This is a genomic window from Arthrobacter glycogeni (genome assembly GCF_054510815.1).
Genome location: NZ_JBTNDV010000001.1, coordinates 101,778 through 119,592, shown reverse-complemented (window position 1 = coordinate 119,592; position 17,815 = coordinate 101,778). Strand labels below are relative to the sequence as shown.

General features: G+C 64.2%; 18 protein-coding genes. 10 read left to right on the top strand and 8 right to left on the bottom strand.

Annotated features, from left to right (window positions below):
• Positions 1-32 precede the first annotated feature (32 nt).
• The 5 genes from ACX80G_RS00545 to ACX80G_RS00525 form a co-directional block, all read right to left on the bottom strand.
• On the bottom strand, positions 33-1,115 hold the full coding sequence (locus tag ACX80G_RS00545; protein ID WP_459305021.1) for a substrate-binding domain-containing protein: 1,083 nt from the start codon (positions 1,113-1,115) through the stop codon (positions 33-35).
• Positions 1,116-1,166: 51 nt separating this feature from the next.
• On the bottom strand, positions 1,167-2,438 hold the full coding sequence (gene mmsB / locus ACX80G_RS00540) for a multiple monosaccharide ABC transporter permease (RefSeq protein WP_459305020.1): 1,272 nt from the start codon (positions 2,436-2,438) through the stop codon (positions 1,167-1,169).
• Between the two features lie 16 nt (positions 2,439-2,454).
• Entirely contained in the window at positions 2,455-3,993 is a 1,539-nt protein-coding gene (gene mmsA, locus ACX80G_RS00535; RefSeq protein WP_459305019.1) for a multiple monosaccharide ABC transporter ATP-binding protein, read from the bottom strand.
• Between the two features lie 119 nt (positions 3,994-4,112).
• Positions 4,113-5,315, bottom strand: coding sequence for an ROK family transcriptional regulator (locus ACX80G_RS00530; protein WP_459305018.1), 1,203 nt, complete (start codon positions 5,313-5,315; stop codon positions 4,113-4,115).
• Between the two features lie 32 nt (positions 5,316-5,347).
• Positions 5,348-5,869: a gamma carbonic anhydrase family protein gene (locus ACX80G_RS00525; RefSeq protein WP_459305017.1), complete on the bottom strand. Its 522-nt coding sequence runs from the start codon at positions 5,867-5,869 to the stop codon at positions 5,348-5,350.
• A 242-nt stretch (positions 5,870-6,111) separates the two neighbouring features.
• Between ACX80G_RS00525 and ACX80G_RS00520 the strand changes: the two genes are divergently transcribed.
• Positions 6,112-7,083, top strand: coding sequence for a hypothetical protein (locus ACX80G_RS00520; protein WP_459305016.1), 972 nt, complete (start codon positions 6,112-6,114; stop codon positions 7,081-7,083).
• 154 nt (positions 7,084-7,237) lie between these two features.
• Here the strand turns inward: ACX80G_RS00520 and purU are convergent, their stop codons facing one another.
• A complete protein-coding gene (gene purU / locus ACX80G_RS00515; protein WP_459305015.1) occupies positions 7,238-8,086 on the bottom strand; it encodes a formyltetrahydrofolate deformylase in 849 nt (282 codons plus the stop codon).
• A 305-nt stretch (positions 8,087-8,391) separates the two neighbouring features.
• Here purU and glyA point away from each other — a divergent pair, with 305 nt between their 5' ends.
• The 6 genes from glyA (at position 8,392) to ACX80G_RS00485 (ending at position 13,526) form a co-directional block, all read left to right on the top strand.
• Positions 8,392-9,699 carry a serine hydroxymethyltransferase gene (glyA, locus tag ACX80G_RS00510; protein WP_459305014.1) on the top strand — a complete coding sequence of 436 codons (1,308 nt, stop codon included), beginning with the start codon at positions 8,392-8,394 and terminating at the stop codon, positions 9,697-9,699.
• The gene (locus tag ACX80G_RS00505) at positions 9,693-9,845 is read left to right on the top strand and encodes a hypothetical protein (protein ID WP_459305013.1); all 153 of its coding nucleotides are present in this window, start codon (positions 9,693-9,695) and stop codon (positions 9,843-9,845) included. Before glyA ends, ACX80G_RS00505 begins: the two co-directional genes overlap by 7 nt.
• Positions 9,842-10,744: a bifunctional methylenetetrahydrofolate dehydrogenase/methenyltetrahydrofolate cyclohydrolase gene (locus ACX80G_RS00500; protein ID WP_459305012.1), complete on the top strand. Its 903-nt coding sequence runs from the start codon at positions 9,842-9,844 to the stop codon at positions 10,742-10,744. The genes ACX80G_RS00505 and ACX80G_RS00500 overlap by 4 nt, the downstream gene beginning before the upstream one ends.
• Positions 10,745-10,829: 85 nt before the next feature.
• Positions 10,830-11,771 (top strand): ABC transporter ATP-binding protein, encoded by a 942-nt coding sequence (locus tag ACX80G_RS00495; RefSeq protein ID WP_459305011.1) that lies wholly within the window; start codon positions 10,830-10,832, stop codon positions 11,769-11,771.
• Positions 11,764-12,660, top strand: coding sequence for an ABC transporter permease (locus ACX80G_RS00490; protein ID WP_459305010.1), 897 nt, complete (start codon positions 11,764-11,766; stop codon positions 12,658-12,660). Before ACX80G_RS00495 ends, ACX80G_RS00490 begins: the two co-directional genes overlap by 8 nt.
• Before the next feature lie 44 nt (positions 12,661-12,704).
• Positions 12,705-13,526, top strand: a complete 822-nt coding sequence (locus tag ACX80G_RS00485) for an ABC transporter permease (protein ID WP_459305340.1) — start codon at positions 12,705-12,707, stop codon at positions 13,524-13,526.
• A gap of 117 nt (positions 13,527-13,643) precedes the next feature.
• Here the strand turns inward: ACX80G_RS00485 and ACX80G_RS00480 are convergent, their stop codons facing one another.
• Positions 13,644-14,330, bottom strand: coding sequence for a class F sortase (locus ACX80G_RS00480; RefSeq protein ID WP_459305009.1), 687 nt, complete (start codon positions 14,328-14,330; stop codon positions 13,644-13,646).
• Positions 14,331-14,346: 16 nt separating this feature from the next.
• Complete coding sequence (locus ACX80G_RS00475; RefSeq protein ID WP_459305008.1) at positions 14,347-15,126, bottom strand: GVDTG sorting domain-containing protein; 780 nt, start codon at positions 15,124-15,126, stop codon at positions 14,347-14,349.
• A 185-nt stretch (positions 15,127-15,311) separates the two neighbouring features.
• Here ACX80G_RS00475 and ACX80G_RS00470 point away from each other — a divergent pair, with 185 nt between their 5' ends.
• The 3 genes from ACX80G_RS00470 to trpS all read left to right on the top strand — a co-directional run bounded on the left by ACX80G_RS00470 (position 15,312) and on the right by trpS (position 17,813).
• Entirely contained in the window at positions 15,312-15,848 is a 537-nt protein-coding gene (locus ACX80G_RS00470) for a hypothetical protein (RefSeq protein WP_459305007.1), read from the top strand.
• Positions 15,849-15,944: 96 nt separating this feature from the next.
• Positions 15,945-16,760 carry an exodeoxyribonuclease III gene (locus tag ACX80G_RS00465; RefSeq protein ID WP_459305339.1) on the top strand — a complete coding sequence of 272 codons (816 nt, stop codon included), beginning with the start codon at positions 15,945-15,947 and terminating at the stop codon, positions 16,758-16,760.
• An 18-nt stretch (positions 16,761-16,778) separates the two neighbouring features.
• Positions 16,779-17,813 carry a tryptophan--tRNA ligase gene (gene trpS / locus ACX80G_RS00460; RefSeq protein ID WP_459305006.1) on the top strand — a complete coding sequence of 345 codons (1,035 nt, stop codon included), beginning with the start codon at positions 16,779-16,781 and terminating at the stop codon, positions 17,811-17,813.
• Positions 17,814-17,815 lie beyond the last annotated feature (2 nt).

The window sequence follows — 17,815 nt, the reverse complement described above, 5'->3', positions numbered from 1 at the left end:
CCATCGGGACCGGGCTACTTAAGACAAGCTGGTTACTCGTTGACGATCTCGGAAAGCGTTGGATCGTTTTCGTAGGCTGCAGCAGCGTTTTCCTTGGTGACGATCTGTGGTTCCAGCAGGTACGCGGGAACAACCTTGACGCCGTTGTCGTAGGAATCGGGATCGTTGATCTCGAGTTCCTCACCTGCGCCGAGTCCCTGAACCATTTCAATGGAGTGGGCGACGAGGGCGCGGGTGTCCTTGTTGATGGTGGAGTACTGCTCGCCGGCCATGATGGAGCGAACCGATTCGACCTCGGAGTCCTGCCCGGTCACGACGGGGAGGTCCTTGCCGCTAGCCTGAACCGACGTCAGGATGGCGCGGGCCAGGGTGTCGTTGGGGGAGAGGACGCCGTGGAGTTCCTCGGAACCGTAGGTGCCGGTGAGGAGGGTGTCCATGCGGGTCTGCGCGTTGCCGGCTTCCCAGCCCTGGGTGACAGCCTGGTTGAATTCGGTCTGACCGGAGGTGACGACGACGTTGCCGGATTCGATCTCAGGCTCGAGGATGCTCATTGCACCGTCGAAGAAGACCTGGGCGTTGGCGTCATCGGGTGAGCCAGCGAACAGCTCGATGTTGTACGGGCCTTCGCCGCGCTCAGCCATGCCGTCGAGCAGTGCCTGGCCCTGCAGCTCGCCCACCTGGAAGTTGTCGTAGGCCACGTAGTAGTCGACGTCTTCCGTGTTGGTCAGCAACCGGTCATATGCGATGACGGTGATGCCGGCTTCCTTCGCCTGGGCCAGCTGGGTTCCCAGCTGGGCGCCGTCAATGGCTCCCACAATCAGAACCTCGACGCCGTTGGTAATCATGGAGCTGATCTGGTTCTGCTGCTCAGAAACGCCACCGTTGGCGAACTGAACATCGGGGTCGTACCCGGCGTCGGTCAGACCATCGTTGAACAGGCCCTCAGCGAGCACCCAGTTCTCCGACGTCTTCTGGGGCAGGGCGACGCCGATCGCTGCGCCGTCCTCAAATCCGCCTTCTCCTTCGGTTTCGGTCCCGGCATCGCGGCCGCAACCAGAGATGGCCAGTGCTGAAATCGCGGCGATTGCCGCTAGTGAACGTGCGTACTTGCGCATTACTGCTCCTTTAGTGAACTAAGTGACTAACTGCTGAAGTGTTGGTTTGGGTTAGCGGGCCGAGACGTCATTGGAAATGACCGTCTCGGTGGCTGTCGGCAGTTCGGGTTTCCCCTTGTTGCCGAAATTCTTCATGATCATGCCGGTGATGGAGGGCTTGCCCTGGCTCTTGTTGTAGACGTCAAAGGCGACTGCGACCAGCAACACGAGGCCCTTGATGATTTGAGTCAGGTCGGCGCCGACGCCGAGCAGTTGCAGACCGTTGTTCAGCACAGCCATGACGAGCCCGCCAATGACTGACCCTACGACCGTGCCCACACCACCGGTGACAGCGGCGCCGCCAATGAACACCGCGGCAATGGCATCGAGTTCCCAGCCGACGCCGTCAAACGGTCCCGATGCTGTGGAACGTCCGACGAAGATCATGCCGGCCAGTGCGGCCAGGATGGACATGTTCATCATGACGAGGAAATCGACCCGACGGCTACGGACCCCCGACAGTTTCGCGGCGTGGCGGTTGCCACCGACTGCGTATACATGGCGGCCAATGATGGTTTTGGTGGAGATGAAGCCATAGATGATGACGAGCGCACCGAGGATCAGCCCGGGGACGGGGAACGAGGTACCGGGGTTACCGGTGGCGAACAGGTAGGTCGCGTACAGGATGACCGCCGACAGCAGGAACATTTTGACGACGGAAACCCAGACGGGGGGTGCTTCGGCGCCGATCTTCGCGAACCGGCGGCGGGTGCGTACTTCGTTGTAGATCACCGCGGCGACGAGGGCAAACCCGAGCAACAGGGTCAGGTTGTTGTACCCGAAGCTCGGCCCAATTTCCGGCAGGTACCCGGCACCGATGAACCGGAACTCCTGAGGGACGGGAACGGTGTTGGACTGGCCGACAAACTGGTTGGCGCCCCGGAAAAGCAGCATGCCCGCCAGGGTGACGATGAAGGCTGGAATGCCGACATACGCCACCCAGAAGCCTTGCCACGCCCCAATCAGCGCGCCCAGGACCAGGCCGACGACGATCCCCAGGTACCAGGGGAAGTCCCAGTCCCGCATCACCAGGGCGACGACGATCCCGGCGAACGCTGCGATGGAACCGACCGACAGGTCGATGTGGCCGGCGATTATCACCAGCACCATCCCGATCGCGAGGATCAGGATGTACGAGTTGCCGTTGAAGAGGTTCATCATATTGCCGGAGGTGAGAGTCTTTCCGCCGGTCATGATCTGGAAGAAGACGACCAGGGCGAGCAGGGCGAAGATCATCCCGAATTGCCGCGTATCGCCGCCAAAGAGTTGTTTGAGGGAGGTCATGGGGTGGTCCTAAAAGCTAGGCAGTCTTCCTGCGGGCGGTCATAAGTTTCATCAACGATTCCTGGTCGGCTTCGCCACGGGCTAGTTCGCCCGTGATGGCTCCCTCGAAGATGGTGTAGATACGGTCTGAGATGCCCAGGAGTTCCGGCAACTCCGAGGAGATGACGATCACTCCCTTGCCTTGATTGGCGAGTTGCTGAATGATCCCGTAAATCTCGTACTTGGCGCCCACATCGATCCCCCGGGTGGGTTCGTCGAGAATCAGCAGGTCTGGGTCGGTGAACATCCACTTGGCGAGAACCACCTTCTGCTGGTTACCGCCCGAGAGCTTCGAGACCCCTTCGTTGACCGACGGTGTCTTGGTGCGCAGGGACTTGCGGTATTTTTCGGCGACGACGAATTCCTCGTCGTTGTCGACCACCAGTCCGCGGGTGATCTTCTTCAGCGCCGCAGATACGGTGGTGGTTTTGATGTCGTCGAGCAGGTTCAGCCCGAGGGTCTTCCTGTCCTCGGTGACGTAGGCCAGCCCGTGTTTGATGGCGGACGGTACCGATTTGAGGGTGACCTGCTCGCCGTCTTTGTAGATTTCGCCGGAGATGAAGTTACCGTAGGAGCGTCCGAAGATGGAGCGGGCGAGCTCGGTGCGTCCTGCGCCCATCAGTCCCGCAAATCCAACGATTTCGCCTCTGCGGACCTTGAAGCTGGAGTCCTTGCAGACCAGCCGGTCGGCAACAGCCGGGTGGCCGACAGTCCAGTTGCGGACCTCAAAGAAGGTCTCGCCGATCTTCGGGGTGTGGTCGGGGAAGCGTGATTCAAGGGATCGTCCCACCATGCCCCGGATGATCCGGTCCTCATCGACGCCGTCGTTCTTCACATGCAGCGTCTCGATGGTTTTGCCGTCGCGGATGATCGTGATGGAGTCGGCGATCTGCTCGATCTCGTTGAGCTTGTGCGAGATCATGATGCAGGTAATGCCCTTGGAGCGTAGCCCGGCCATCAGGTCAAGCAGGTGCTGCGAGTCGGATTCGTTCAATGCTGCGGTGGGCTCGTCCAGGATCAGCAGCTTCACTGATTTGCTGAGGGCCTTGGCGATCTCTACCAGTTGCTGCTTGCCCACACCGATGTCCTTGACCGGGGTGTTGGCTTCCTCGCGGAGCCCCACCCGGGCCATCAGCTCAAGCGTTTGCGCGTTCGCGGAATCCCAGTCGATGACTCCGCGTTTCCCTGGTTCGTTGCCAAGGAATATGTTCTCGGCGATCGACAGTTCGGGGATGAGCGCGAGTTCCTGGTGGATGATCACGATGCCAGCTGCTTCGCTGGACCGGATGTCCTTGAATTCCACCTCTTCGCCCTGGAAGATGATGGCGCCGTCGTAGGTGCCGTGCGGGTAGAGACCCGAGAGGACCTTCATCAGAGTGGACTTGCCGGCTCCGTTTTCGCCGCAGATGGCATGGATTTCGCCAGCCTCGACGGTGATGGAAACCTGGTCGAGGGCTTTGACACCCGGGAATTCTTTGGTGATTGAACGCATTTCTAGGATCTTGTGATGCTCCATACGCATCCTCCCGAGTGACGGCATTGACTCTCCCTGACCCTGACAGGCCAGAATAGGAAGTTAACCCTGCCCAGCCGTTTGGAGTCAAGTCTTGAACACAGAACGGCTTTCATTGGTAGCTAAACGTTATGAAGGTGCGGTTGCGAGAGGACGACGGCGGCGCCCCCGAGCGCCTCGGTGCGGTCTCCAAGGGCTGACATGAGCACCGCGGTCGACTCGCCCACCACGGGGACTGCATGACGGAGGAGGCCTCGGCGGATGGGTTCGAGCAGGATGTCGCCGAGCCTGGTCAGCGGGCCGCCGATCACCACGAGTTCCGGGTTGATCAGGTTTGCCACGTTGGCTACCGCCTTGCCCAGGGCGAGGCCGGCATCATCGATCACCCGGAGCGCGGCGGTGTCACCGGCCAGTGCGAGGTTCACCAGTTCGTCGACGCTGATCGGGCCCTCGGCGCGGCGGCTCAGGAGGTCCACCATCGTGCTGGTCGACGCGACAGTCTCCAGACAGCCTCGGTTGCCGCACCGGCAGACGAGGCCGTGTTCGACGATGGTGCTGTGGCCCAGTTCGCCGGTGATGCCGACGTGGCCGTAGTAGACCGTGCCACCGAGGATGAGCCCAGCGCCGATGCCGGAGCCGACCTTGAGGAACATCAGGTTTTCAATCGCACCGTGCGGCCCCCAGGTGACCTGTGCGAGGGCGCCCAGATTGGCGTCGTTGTCAATGAAGACGGGGAATCCGAGCCGTTCGCCGAAGGTGGCGAGGATGTTGATTCCCACCCACTCGGGCAGGATGGCGCCCTGCACCACGGTGCCGGTGCGGCGGTCGATGGGGCCGGGTATCCCCACCCCGGCGCCGAGCACGGAGGCGCGGCTGGTGCCCGCACGCAGGAGGAGCTGGTCGAGGAGGCGTTCGGCGGCGTCGAGCCCTTCCCTGGCGCAGTGCCCCAGCGGCAGAGCGGTCGCTTCATCCTGCATCACCTGGTAATTCAGTCCCGCCAAGACCACCCGGACGTGGCGGCGGCCGATGTCGATGCCCACCGCAAGCGACCCGTTGTCGTTGAGGATCACAGACAGCGCCCGGCGTCCCGAACTGGTGGTGGGTGCGGTGGTGGCGAGGCCGACGTCGACCATTGCCTTGACGATGTTGGAAACCGTCGCCGTGGAGAGGCCTGTTTGCCGTGCCAGCTCCGCTTGGGTCTGCGGGCCGCCCGCGAGGACACTGATGATCCGTTGCTGGTTGCGCTGCCGAAGAGCCGACTGGGAACCCGGGCTGGGAGGATTGCCGTCGAAGTCACGCTTGGTCCTCGGGCGTCCTGCGGGCATGTACTACAGGGTGCTACACAGCCACCTTGTAGTCAAGAAGTTAACGCTTGGCGGTGGGATGTGGCCAACACTTGATAGGACGATGCGTTCTGCCGGACCTTCTCGAACTCGTTGTCGGTCAGTTCGCGCCTGACCTTTGCCGGCACCCCGGCGACGAGCGAGCGGGGTGGGACTTGCATTCCTTCCAACACGAGGGCCCCCGCAGCAACCAGCGACCCGGCACCAATGACCGCGCCGTTCATCACGGTGGCGCTCATGCCGATCAGGCAGTCGTCGCCGATGGTGCAGCCGTGGATCACGGCCGTGTGGCCGACGCTGACCCGGTTGCCGACCGTCGTCGGAAAGTCTGGGTCCGCGTGAAGCACCACGTTATCTTGCAGATTGGTGCCGTCGCCCACGCGGATGGCGGCGGTGTCGCCGCGGACCGACACGCCGTAGAAGGCGCTGGAGTCCTCGCCAAGGACCACATCGCCGATGATCGACGCCGTCGGAGCGATGAAGCAGGAATCACTGATGGTGGGAGTTTTGCCGAAGATCTCGATGATGTGGGCCATGGACCTCAGCCTAGCTGGCTGGGTTGCCGGGGCCACCGCGGTGAGCAACCTGGACTGCGGGGGTCAAGGTGGACGGACGGGACGGAAAAGTTGACCCTGCCGGTCCGGGTTGATCCTGCCGGTCCGGGTTGATCCTGCCGGTCCGGGTTGACCCTGCCGGTCCTGCCGGACGACTGCGCAGTTTATCCACATACCGGGGGAAGGCGCTTCCTCCGGGGGAACGCAACGGATTAGCTGGAGCCATGGCTCTGAGCATCATCTCCATCGCGGACCACCCCTTCGACGAAACCTGGCCCAGGCAGCTGGCGCGCCGGACGGTACAGGGCGAGCTACTACGGATTCGGCACGGGTGTTATGTCGAGGCGAGGAAGTGGGGGGAGCTCGACGACGACGCCCGGTATCGAGTCCGGCTCGACGCGGTCCGGCGGACGGCGAAACTCGCGCCGGTCTTCGGTGGGGAAACCGCAGGACTCCTGTGGGGCCTGCCTAGGCCCGCCCTGCCGGCGACCGTTCAGGTGATGGTGCCGGTCGGAAGCGGACGGAAGAGCTCCAACGGGGTCAAGCGGTTAGCGCGGACCCCTGCGGAGCTTTCACTCGTCAGGTTCGGAGGCCGTTACGTGACCGGGAAGGTTGCCACGGCCGTCGAGCTTGCCCTGTGCTTCGACTTCCCCTGGGCGGTGGCGGTGATGGACCGATTACTCAACCCAAAACCGCTCGCGCCCGAGTCAGGCTCCCGGCCAGTCACTAGGGACGAGGTCGCTCGCCGGATCGGATTGCTTCCATCCGCCCCGCAACGACGTCGCGCAACGGAGGTCCTGAACTTCGCCGATGGGCAGGCGATGTTCCCTGGCGAATCGCTCAGCCGGGTCTATCTGGCCCAGCTCGGTTTCCCGGCGCCTGAGCTTCAGCACGAGGTCATCGACCATAGCGGCCGGTCCGCCTGGGTCGACTTCTATTGGAAGGACCACGGTCTGGTCGGTGAGTTCGACGGCCGGGGTAAGTACCTCAAACCAGAGTATCTGCAGGGCCGGACGCCGGCGCAGGCAGTCATCGACGAGAAGCTGCGCGAGGACCGGATCCGTTCCACCGGGTTGCGGGTGGTGAGGTGGGACTGGCCGACGGCGGTGGCCCCGCTGTTGCTTAAGGCTGAGTTGCTGCAGGCCGGATTACCCTGCCAGCCGCCGAAGACGCGACGGTTGCTTTCCGTCAGCTAAAGCACCGAATGGGGTGAGCAATCCGGGCCGCGGGGGTCAAGGTGGGCACACGGGAGGGAAAGGTTGCCCCCCGATGTCTAGTTTGGTCCCGGGTGCGGGGCGAGGTAACCCGGGGGCGATGCGGGTAACAATGGGAGGGAGGCGACGCCGGGGGTCAGTTGAAGACGATGGTCCGGCCACTGTCGAGCAGCACCCGGTGCTCGGCGTGCCACTGTACGGCCTGAGTGAGGGTGCGGCCTTCGACGTCGCGCCCGATCGCCACGAACTGCTCGGCCGAGCGGGCGTGGTCTACCCGGATGACCTCCTGCTCAATGATCGGCCCCTCATCCAGGGCCGGCGTCACATAGTGGGCAGTTGCCCCGATCAGTTTCACCCCGCGGGCGTGCGCCTGGTGGTACGGCTTGGCCCCTTTGAACGATGGCAGGAAGGAGTGGTGGATGTTGATCGCCCGGCCCACCAGTTCCGAACAGAGCCCGTCGCTGAGGATCTGCATGTAGCGGGCCAGTACCACCAGTTCCACCTCGTGTTCGGCGATGACGTCACGGAGGGCGTCCTCGGCCGACTGCCGGGTGTCGGCGGTCACCGGAATGTGGTGGAACGGGATGCCGTAGAACGCGGCAAGGTCGGCCAACTCCGTATGGTTGGACACGATTGCGGGAATCTCGATCGGCAGGGTCCCCGACCTCTGTTGGAAGAGCAGGTCGTTGAGACAGTGCGCCGACTTCGAGGCGAGGATCAGAGTGCGGGCGGGGGCGCCGTCGTCGTGCAGCGCCCAGGTCATGTTGAACGCTTCGGCGACGGGAGCGAGGTGAGCCTCCAGCGACGTCCGCGGTGCCGCTGTGCTCATGGCCACCCGCATGAAGAATGTCCCGGTGTCGGGGCTCCCATACTGCTGCGATTCGGTGATGTTGCAGCCCGAACTCACCAACGCGCCGGCCACCGCGTGCACAATGCCGGGCTGGTCGCCACAGGAGAGGGTCAGGATGAAGGAGGAGGTAGTCACAAATCAAGCGTACTTCGAATGAACGGCGCCTCGGGATACACTCGGAAGTGCCGCGACTGGCGTCAGATGGGTCACCATCGGGAAGCGGCAGGCATCGTCCTCGCTGGTTGGCTCCGGACCGCAGGTTCCGTTCAGGGGCAGACCGACGACGACGGCGCGCAGCGCCGACCACGGATCGCACGCCTGGGACGTATGGTCAAGTACTTGCTTGCTGACGCTTTCGTGCGGCCGAAATATCAGTGCCGGACGATGGATTCAGCGGGTAGCCTGACCAGAAGAAACGCACACCCACCCAGGAGTTCACTGTGACAACGTCGCCCCTGCACGCCACCGGATCCGCCACCTCAGCGGTCACCAACGCGCCGCTCTCCGAGATTGACCCGGAGATTGCCGCCGTCCTGACCGACGAACTGGCACGCCAACGCGACACCCTCGAAATGATCGCCTCAGAGAACTTCGCGCCGCGGGCAGTGCTCCAGGCCCAGGGGTCGGTCCTGACCAACAAATACGCCGAGGGCTACCCCGGACGCCGCTACTACGGCGGCTGCGAGCATGTTGACGTCGCCGAGAAACTCGCCATCGAGCGGGTCAAGGCCCTGTTCGGCGCGGAGTTCGCCAATGTCCAGCCACACTCCGGCGCCCAGGCCAACGCTGCTGCGCTCGCCGCCATGATCAGGCCCGGCGACAAGATCATGGGTCTTTCCCTGGCCCACGGCGGCCACCTGACCCACGGCATGAAGCTGAACTTTTCCGGCAAGCTCTACGAGGTTGCTGCGTACGGCGTCGAAGAGGACACCCACCGCCTGGACATGGAGCGGGTCCGTGTCCAGGCCATCGCCGAGAGGCCGCAGGTGATCATCGCCGGTTGGTCCGCCTACCCGAGGCAGCTCGACTTCGCCGCGTTCAGGGCCATCGCTGACGAGGTGGGTGCCCTGCTGTGGACCGACATGGCGCACTTCGCCGGACTCGTCGCGGCGGGCCTGCACCCGAGCCCGGTGCCGTACTCCGACGTCGTCACCTCCACCGTGCATAAGACCCTCGCCGGTCCCCGCTCGGGTGTCATCCTGGCGAAGCAGGAATGGGCCAAGAAGCTCAACTCGGCGGTGTTCCCGGGCCAGCAGGGCGGTCCGCTGATGCACGTCATCGCGGCGAAGGCTACCGCGTTCAAGATCGCCGGGTCACCGGAGTTCAAGGAGCGCCAGGAGCGGGTGCTGGAGGGTGCCCGGATCATCGCCGAGCGGTTGACGGCCAGCGACGTCGGCGAACACGGTGTCACAGTGCTGACCGGTGGCACCGACGTGCACCTGGTCCTGGTGGATCTGCGCGCCTCGCAGCTCGACGGTCAGCAAGCCGAGGACCTGCTGCACTCGATCGGCATCACCGTGAACCGCAACGCCGTTCCGTTCGACCCTCGCCCACCCATGGTCACCTCCGGGCTGCGCATTGGCACCCCGGCGCTGGCCACCCGCGGTTTCGGCGCGACGGAATTCACCAAGGTGGCGGACATCATTGCCACCGCGCTGAAGCCCGGCGCCGACGTCGCAGCCCTGCGCGCCCGCGTGCTGACCCTCACCGCCGACTTCCCGCTCTACCCGGATCACGAACAGTGGTAGACGACCTCCCCGAAGGGGCGCTCGCCTCCGCCGCGGCCGCCTCACCCGACTATGACATTCCCACCAACGAATGCTGTTTCACCGGCTGCTGCGACCGCGGCAAGGCATTCGTCCTCGAGCAACTGGAAGCTGGCATCATCGTATGAGCCCCACCGCACAGATCCTTGACGGCAAGAAGACCGCCGCCGCCATCCGCGCCGAGCTGACCACCCGGATCAGCGCACTCAAGGGACACGGCGTCGCCCCCGGCCTCGGCACCGTCCTGGTGGGGGACGACCCCGGCAGTCACTCCTACGTCGCCGGAAAGCACCGCGACTGCGAGCAGGTCGGCATCACCTCGGTCCGCCGGGACCTGCCCGCCGACATCTCGCAGACTGACCTTGAAAAGGTCATCGACGAACTGAACGACGACGACGCCACCACCGGTTACATCGTGCAACTGCCACTCCCGAAACACCTTGACGCGAATGCCATCCTCGAACGAATGGCCCCGGAGAAGGACGCGGACGGTCTCCACCCGGTCAACCTCGGAAAACTGGTGCTGAACGTCGGAGGCCCGCTGGACTCGCCGCTGCCCTGCACACCACACGGCATCGTCGAGTTGCTCCGCCGGCATGGCATCAGCCTGGAGGGAAAGAACGTCCTCGTGGTGGGCCGGGGCATCACCGTCGGCCGCCCGCTCGGGCTGCTCCTGACCCGCCGCGACATCAACGCAACGGTCACCCTGGCCCACACCGGAACGGTGGACCTGCCGGCCCTGCTGCGCCAGGCAGACGTGGTCGTCGCGGCCGCGGGCTTCCCCGGCATGATCAAGGCGGCCGACCTGCGGCCAGAGGCCATCGTGCTCGACGTCGGCGTAACGCGGGTCACAGACCCGGCGACCGGCAAGGCGACGCTGACCGGCGACGTCGAACCGGCCGCCGCCTCTACCGTCGCCTGGCTGTCACCGAATCCGGGCGGCGTGGGCCCGATGACCCGGGCGATGCTACTCTCCAACGTGGTGGAGGCCGCCGAGCGTCAGGCCGGGATCGCCGTCGGGCACTAGACGCCGAGCAGGACGCTGTTTATTCCGCTCCTCAAAAGAGCGCGGTTGGCTTTTCCCAATAGGTTGAATCCTTTAGGCTGGGCAGGTGCCAAACCCAACGACCCGCGACTACGTAATCTCCGCCAGAAATCTCACCAAACACTACGGAGATTTCGCTGCGGTCGACGACATCTCCTTCGATGTCCCGGCCGGCGAATCCTTCGGCCTGCTCGGGCCCAACGGTGCCGGTAAATCCACCACGATGCGAATGATCGGGGGCGTGTCCCAGCGCACCTCGGGGTCGCTGACCATCATGGGCCTCGATCCAGAACAGCACGGGCCTCAGGTCAGGGCGCATTTGGGGGTGGTCCCGCAGCAGGACAACCTCGACGAGGAGCTCCGGGTCAGGGATAACCTCCTGGTCTACGGAAGGTATTTCGGTCTGCCGCTGAGCTACCTGAAGCCCAAGGCCGATGAACTCCTCGAGTTCGCCCAGCTCACCGACAAGGCCAAGTCCAAGGTGGATTCACTGTCCGGGGGGATGAAGCGGCGGCTCACCATCGCCCGGTCCCTCATCAACGAACCGAAGATTCTGCTGCTCGACGAGCCCACCACCGGCCTCGACCCGCAGGCGCGCCACATCCTCTGGGACCGGCTGTTCCGACTGAAGGAATCGGGAGTCACCCTGATCCTGACCACCCATTACATGGACGAGGCGGAGCAACTCTGCGACCGGATCGTCGTGGTGGATAAAGGCAAGATCATGGCCGAGGGTTCGCCCGCCCAGCTGATCCGCGACCACTCCACGAGGGAAGTCCTCGAGCTCCGGTTTGGGTCCGAACGCAACACCACTGTCGCCGCCGAACTGCGGGGCATCGGCGACCGGCTGGAACCCCTGCCCGACCGGGTCCTCATCTACACGCGCGACGGCGAAGCCGCCCTCGAGCAGGTGGCCGCCCGCGGCCTGCACCCCATCACCTCGCTGGTCCGGCGGTCCTCCCTGGAGGACGTCTTCCTGCGCCTGACCGGGAGGAGCCTCGTTGACTGACCCCACCGGCCCACCCGCTACCGTCAGCAGTACCGAAAGGTCGACAACGACGACGACGCCGCTCCCGCCGCTGCGCGCCCACTCACCACAGGTCTCTGCCGAGCGTGCCCGGCGGTTCGGTTCCTGGTACTACGCCGAGCATGCCCTCCGGGTGATGAACGGGTACCGGTGGACCCTAATCGCCTACAGTGTGGGCAACCCGGTGATGTACCTGTTCGCCATGGGGGTCGGCCTGGCCAGCCTCGTGGACCAGAACAGTGCCGACGCCTTCGGCGGGGTCAGCTACCTTGCCTTCATCGCCCCGGCGCTGCTCGCGTCGGCCACCATCATGACCGCAGCGGGCGAGTTCACCTACCCGGTTATGGACGGCTTCAAATGGCGTCGGGTCTACTACGGCCCGCTGGCCTCACCGCTCGGTGTGCACCAGATCGTCAATGGCTACATCATCGCGATCACGTTGCGGCTGATCCTGATGAGCGCCATCTACTTCGGGATCGTCGCCGCGTTCGGCGCCTCGCCGTCACCCTGGGGGTGGGCGGCCGTCCCCGTGGCGGTGCTCTGCGGTCTCTCTTTCGGGCTGCCGTTGATGGCCTATTCGGCCAGTGTGCAGGAGGACAAGGGCCAGTTCGCCCTCGTGATGCGGTTCCTGGTCACGCCGATGTTCCTGTTCTCCGGTACCTTCTTCCCCTTGGAGGCGCTGCCCATCAGCTTGCAGTGGGTCGGCTGGGCCTCACCGCTCTGGCACGGTACCGAGCTGGGCCGTCTGCTCACCTACGGCTACCCGGTTCCGGCCTGGCTGGCAGTGCTTCACCTGATGTACCTGGTGGCGCTTGCCGTCGTTGGCTGGCGCCTCGCCCGCAGGACCTACGCACGGAGGTTGGGAAAGTGACCGAACACCTGACCCACTCCCCGGGCTGGCGCTCAGCCCGGCAGCTGACCGACGAGGACTACCGGATCACCCCGCAGACCCGCCGGTTCAGTGCCCTCTATTCCCGCAACGCGAAGGCTGTGATCGCGCGGGGGTTGCGGGCGACGAAGAGCAGCAACTGGCTGATCATGGTGTCCGGCTTCTTCGAACCGGTGTTGTACCTGGTCTCCATGGGGGTTGGTCTCGGCGCGCTGGTCGGCACCGTCGTCGGGCCCGGCGGCGAGGAGATCAGCTACGCTGCCTACATTGCGCCGGCCCTGCTAGCCGTTTCGGCGATGAACGGTGCGGTGTACGACTCCACCTGGAATGTGTTCTTCAAGATGAACTTCGCGAAGCTCTACCAGGGGATGCTCTACACCTCGCTGGGCCCGCTGGATGTGGCGATCGGGGAAATCTTCCTGGCGCTGCTGCGTGGGGCGATGTATGCCACCGGGTTCACTGCGGTGATGAGCCTGATGGGGCTGATCACCACGCCGTGGGCGCTGCTGATGGTCCCGGCATCGGTGCTGATCGCGTTCGGGTTCGCGTCGTTTGGGATGGGGATCACCAGCTACATGAAGACGTTCCAGCAGATGGACTGGATCAACTTTGTGATGCTGCCGATGTTCCTGTTCTCGGCGACGTTCTACCCGCTGAGCGTGTACCCGCAGGGTATCCAGTGGTTCATTCAGGTGCTGCCTCTTTGGCACGGCGTCGAACTGCTGCGGCAGATTAGCGTGGGGACGTTCACCGCCGCCACCAGCATCCACATCCTTTACTACCTGGTGATGATCCTCGTCGGGATGGTGTTGACCACCAGCCGCCTGCGGAAACTCTTCCTGAAGTAGCACGGTCGTTGGTGTGGCGCGGCGAGGGGTTCAGTCCGCGTCACACCAACGACGACGACGGGCGGATCTCCGTCGGCGGCGCACCAGACCGGCAGGTACCGGTTATGGTGCGTCCGCCTAGGAGACCAGGGTGGCGTACACCACGTAGTTGTCGTCGAACTCGCCAGTATCAGGGTTGTACCCGTCACAGGTGATCAGGCGGAGCTCGGCGGCGTCGGTATTGCCGTAGACCTCGAGGGTGGGGAAGTTGTCCTTCTCGTACTGTTCGCCGCGGTCGACGGCGAACACTGCGGTTGACCCGTCCTCGCGAACCACGTTGATCTCGTCTCCAGATTGCAGCGCCCGCAGGTCAGCAAAGACGCCTGGACCACCATCGGTAGCGTTGACATGGCCAAGCAGAACCGACGGGCCTCGTTCACCGGAGGTGGGCGACTGGTTGTACCAGCTCGCTGGTGCCCCAGGTCCATCGGGCGGCACCTCTAGCGAGCCGTTCTCCCGGAGTCCCAAATGCAGCAGGTCCGATTGGGCATCAATCGTCGGAATGTTGAACGACACCGGAGCGGAAGCCTCCAGCACGGCCGGTAGGTCGGGGGCGGGCGCAGCGCTCGTAGGGGCCGGTTCCTCCGAAGGAGTCGGACTCGGAGCCGGGGCCGAAGTGGGCGCCGGAGCCGAGGAACTCGATGGCGGCGCCGCGATCCCCGTGCTTTCGGGGGATGACTCGGTGCCGCAAGCGGTGAGTATCAAAAGGGCGGTCGCCGCCGAGACCGCAAAGCCTCGACGGCGACCGTTTTTGGTGCTGATCATGAAATCAGACTATTCCTTATGCGCGGGCTGCAGCGTTACGGCGAACAACGTAGGTGCCACCAGCGGCAGCAGCCAGAACGAGGCCACCTCCGAGGACGAGCATACCCATGTCGTTGGAGCCGGTCTGTGCAACACCGGTGTCGGCGCCACCTTCAGGCATTTCGCCCATCTGGGAAGCGGTCACAACGCCACAGAGTGCAGGCGAGGTGGCGCCCAATGGCAATGAAGGCTCCAGGTCGGATGGTGCGTTGAAGGCTTCTTCGCTGCTGGACGTTGCTGGATCCAGGCCGTGGATGACGACGACTGCGGTGCCGGCTTCGAGAGCGTCAAGGGTTGCGTCGTTCATTTCGAACGAGCGCTGGATGGAGTAGCTTCCACCCTGGCCGCCGAGCTCAAGGTTCAGGCCCTCTTCGGGTCCGGTTGCACCGCTGGTGGTCAGCGTGGTCTGGATGCCGCCGTAGGAAGCTGCTCCGTCGGTGGTGGACAGGATGCCGTCACCGTTTTCGTCAGCGTCGGTGGTGGGGCATTCGCCCATCGCACCGCCGTGGATGTGCTGTACGTGGGGGTACGGAGCATCCATGAAGGTTTCGCCGAGGCCGGAGACCTGAAGGTCTACGGTCGCGGTCTTGTCATCGATCTCCAGCGCGAACGTGGCGGAACCGGTGGTGCCGCTGAGCTGGACGAAGTCGGCGGTGTACGAACCATCAGCGTGGGCGGCCATTGCTGGCGCACCAGCCATGGCGACCATACCGAGGGCGAGGGTGGGGACTGCGAGAAGACGCAAGTTCTTGTTCATGGGATTTCCTCCATAGTGCGAGTATTTGCGCGCCGTCGTCAGCACACATACTTTTACTTCGGAGTGGCGCCCATCACGGATGGGTGGCCATTAAAAGAAACTTTTCGACGGAACCCGTTCGCCGACGGTGGAAGGCTCCCCGCGGCGTGCGCCGGTTTGCGAGAAGGTTTGCGAGAATAGGAACCATGATGCCTTTAGGGAACAACTCACCCTCAGCCTCCAGCGTCCCTGCAGGCGCCGGCCGAGGCCTCAGTGTGCGCATGAGCACTATCGGGATGAGCATCATGCTTATCGTCTTCCTCGTGGCAGTGGTTTTCGCAGCCAACCAGAACGACGTCGTCGGCTGGCTCGTCGCGATCATCTCCCTCGGGTGGCTGCTGATTTTCAGTTTCGTCGTGTTCAGCCTCCGTTCCGCCGCGCGCAAGGCAGGCGCCCGGATCACCGAAGCCCACCAGCAATTCAACCGGGCCAACGGCATCCAGGAGGGGACCACCGGTCTGGTCGACGAGGCCACCCTGGCCCGCGACACGAAACTGGACCACAGCTTCAAGATCGTCGAGGTCCAGGCCCGGGTCATCCGTGACCACTTGAACGCCGGGCTGGCCCACGACGACGAAACGGTGACGCGTGCGCTCGAGACGATCGAGATCACCTCCCACAACGCGCGTTCAATGATGAAGAAGAACGACGACGGCCCGGTGGAGGGCACTGTTGTCGACTGACTGTGGCGACCACCACACCACCCTCATCAGACACAGTGCTCCGGTAGGGTGGAACGGGTGAGTTCCACTGCAGCATTGTCCCCCTCCACCGCCGCGTTGGCCCCCGAAATCGGGGGACGGTTGCGGGTCGCCACGGTCAACGTCAACGGCATTCGCGCCGCCTACAAGCGCGGCATGGCCGACTGGCTCGCCGAGCGCGACGTCGACATCCTGTGCCTGCAGGAGGTGCGGGCCCCGGACGACATCCTTCGGGGGCTGCTCGGGGACTCCTGGCATATCCTCCACGCCGAGGCAGCAGCCAAAGGCCGCGCCGGGGTGGCCATCGCGTCACGGATGGCCCCATCAGCAACCCGCACCCACATCGGCGACGGCTACTTCGCCACGTCGGGCCGCTGGGTCGAAGCCGATTTCGAGGTGGCGGGTGCAATCCTCACCGTCGTCAGCGCCTATGTTCACTCGGGTGAAGCCGACAGCCCCAAGCAGGATGACAAGTACCGCTTCCTCGCTGTCATGTCGGAGCGGCTTGCCGAGCTGCGCCTCTCCCGCGATCACACCCTCCTGGTAGGCGACCTGAACGTGGGCCACACCCAGTTGGACATCCGTAACTGGAAAGGCAACCTGAAGAAGGCGGGGTTCCTCCCGCAGGAGCGGGCCTACTTCGACCGCCTCTTTGACGACGAGTTCGGTTTCGTTGACGTGCACCGCCGCCTCGCCGGGGAGATCGACGGCCCCTACACGTGGTGGTCCTGGCGCGGCCAGGCGTTCGACAACGACACCGGTTGGCGCATCGACTACCACCTGGCCACCGAGGGCCTCGCCGCCGCGGCAGCCGACGCCGTCGTCGACCGGGCGTCCTCCTGGGACACGCGTTTCTCAGACCATGCTCCGCTGGTAGTGGATTACCGGCTCTAACGTTCAGGATTTGTGATCATGACTACTCCCACCACCGGTGCACGGCAGCGGGTCCTCTCCGGGATGCAACCCTCGGGCGACTCCCTGCACCTCGGCAACTACCTGGGCGCGCTGGTGCACTGGGTGCGCATGCAGGACGAATACGAAGCGATCTACTTCATCCCCGACCTGCACGCCATCACCGTTCCGCAGGAACCGGGCGAACTCGCCGAACGTACCCGCCGCACCGCCGCCCAGTACATCGCCGGGGGCGTCGACGTCGACAAGTGCACCCTGTTCGTCCAGTCGCATGTGCCCGAACACGCCCAGCTTGGCTGGGTGCTGAATTGCATCACCGGGTTCGGTGAGGCGTCCCGGATGACCCAGTTCAAGGACAAGTCCCAGAAACAGGGCGCGGACGCCGCCAGCGTGGGTCTCTTCACCTACCCGATCCTTCAAGCCGCAGACATTCTGCTGTACCAGCCGGAGGGGGTACCGGTGGGGGAGGACCAGCGCCAGCACGTCGAGCTGAGCCGCGATCTGGCCCAGCGCTTCAACTCCCGCTTCGGTGAAGCTTTCGTTGTGCCCAAGCCCTTCATCCAGAAAGATTCGGCGAAAATCTATGACCTGCAGAACCCGACGGCGAAAATGTCGAAGTCCGCGAGCTCACCGGCCGGGCTGATCAACCTGCTGGACGACCCCAAGGTTACGGCGAAGCGCATCAAATCGGCGGTCACCGACACCGGGACCGAGATCCGGTTCGATAAGGAAACCAAACCCGGCATCTCCAACCTCCTCACCATCTATTCGATGCTCACCGGGAAGAGCATCGACGACGTGGTGGGCGACTTTCAGGGCCGGATGTATGGGCATCTGAAGACCGAACTGGCTGACGTGGTGGTAGCCCACCTCGATCCGATCAGGCTTCGCGCGGGGGAACTGCTCGACGATCCCGCCGAGCTGGATCGCCTCCTCGCCCGTGGCGCGGAGAAGGCGCGCAGCATCGCGTCGGCCACGCTGGCCGACGTGTACACCAAGGTTGGTTTCCTCCCCCCGGTTGGCGGAGCACGCTAACC

Coding starts and splice junctions, on each gene's coding strand:
- ACX80G_RS00500 (WP_459305012.1), top strand. CDS start 9,842: ATGAGCCCCACCGCACAGATCCTTGACGGCAAGAAGACCGCCGCCGCC.
- ACX80G_RS00475 (WP_459305008.1), bottom strand. CDS start 15,126: ATGAACAAGAACTTGCGTCTTCTCGCAGTCCCCACCCTCGCCCTCGGT.
- mmsB (WP_459305020.1), bottom strand. CDS start 2,438: ATGACCTCCCTCAAACAACTCTTTGGCGGCGATACGCGGCAATTCGGG.
- ACX80G_RS00545 (WP_459305021.1), bottom strand. CDS start 1,115: ATGCGCAAGTACGCACGTTCACTAGCGGCAATCGCCGCGATTTCAGCA.
- ACX80G_RS00480 (WP_459305009.1), bottom strand. CDS start 14,330: ATGATCAGCACCAAAAACGGTCGCCGTCGAGGCTTTGCGGTCTCGGCG.
- mmsA (WP_459305019.1), bottom strand. CDS start 3,993: ATGGAGCATCACAAGATCCTAGAAATGCGTTCAATCACCAAAGAATTC.
- ACX80G_RS00520 (WP_459305016.1), top strand. CDS start 6,112: ATGGCTCTGAGCATCATCTCCATCGCGGACCACCCCTTCGACGAAACC.
- ACX80G_RS00470 (WP_459305007.1), top strand. CDS start 15,312: ATGATGCCTTTAGGGAACAACTCACCCTCAGCCTCCAGCGTCCCTGCA.
- ACX80G_RS00525 (WP_459305017.1), bottom strand. CDS start 5,869: ATGGCCCACATCATCGAGATCTTCGGCAAAACTCCCACCATCAGTGAT.
- trpS (WP_459305006.1), top strand. CDS start 16,779: ATGACTACTCCCACCACCGGTGCACGGCAGCGGGTCCTCTCCGGGATG.
- ACX80G_RS00530 (WP_459305018.1), bottom strand. CDS start 5,315: ATGCCCGCAGGACGCCCGAGGACCAAGCGTGACTTCGACGGCAATCCT.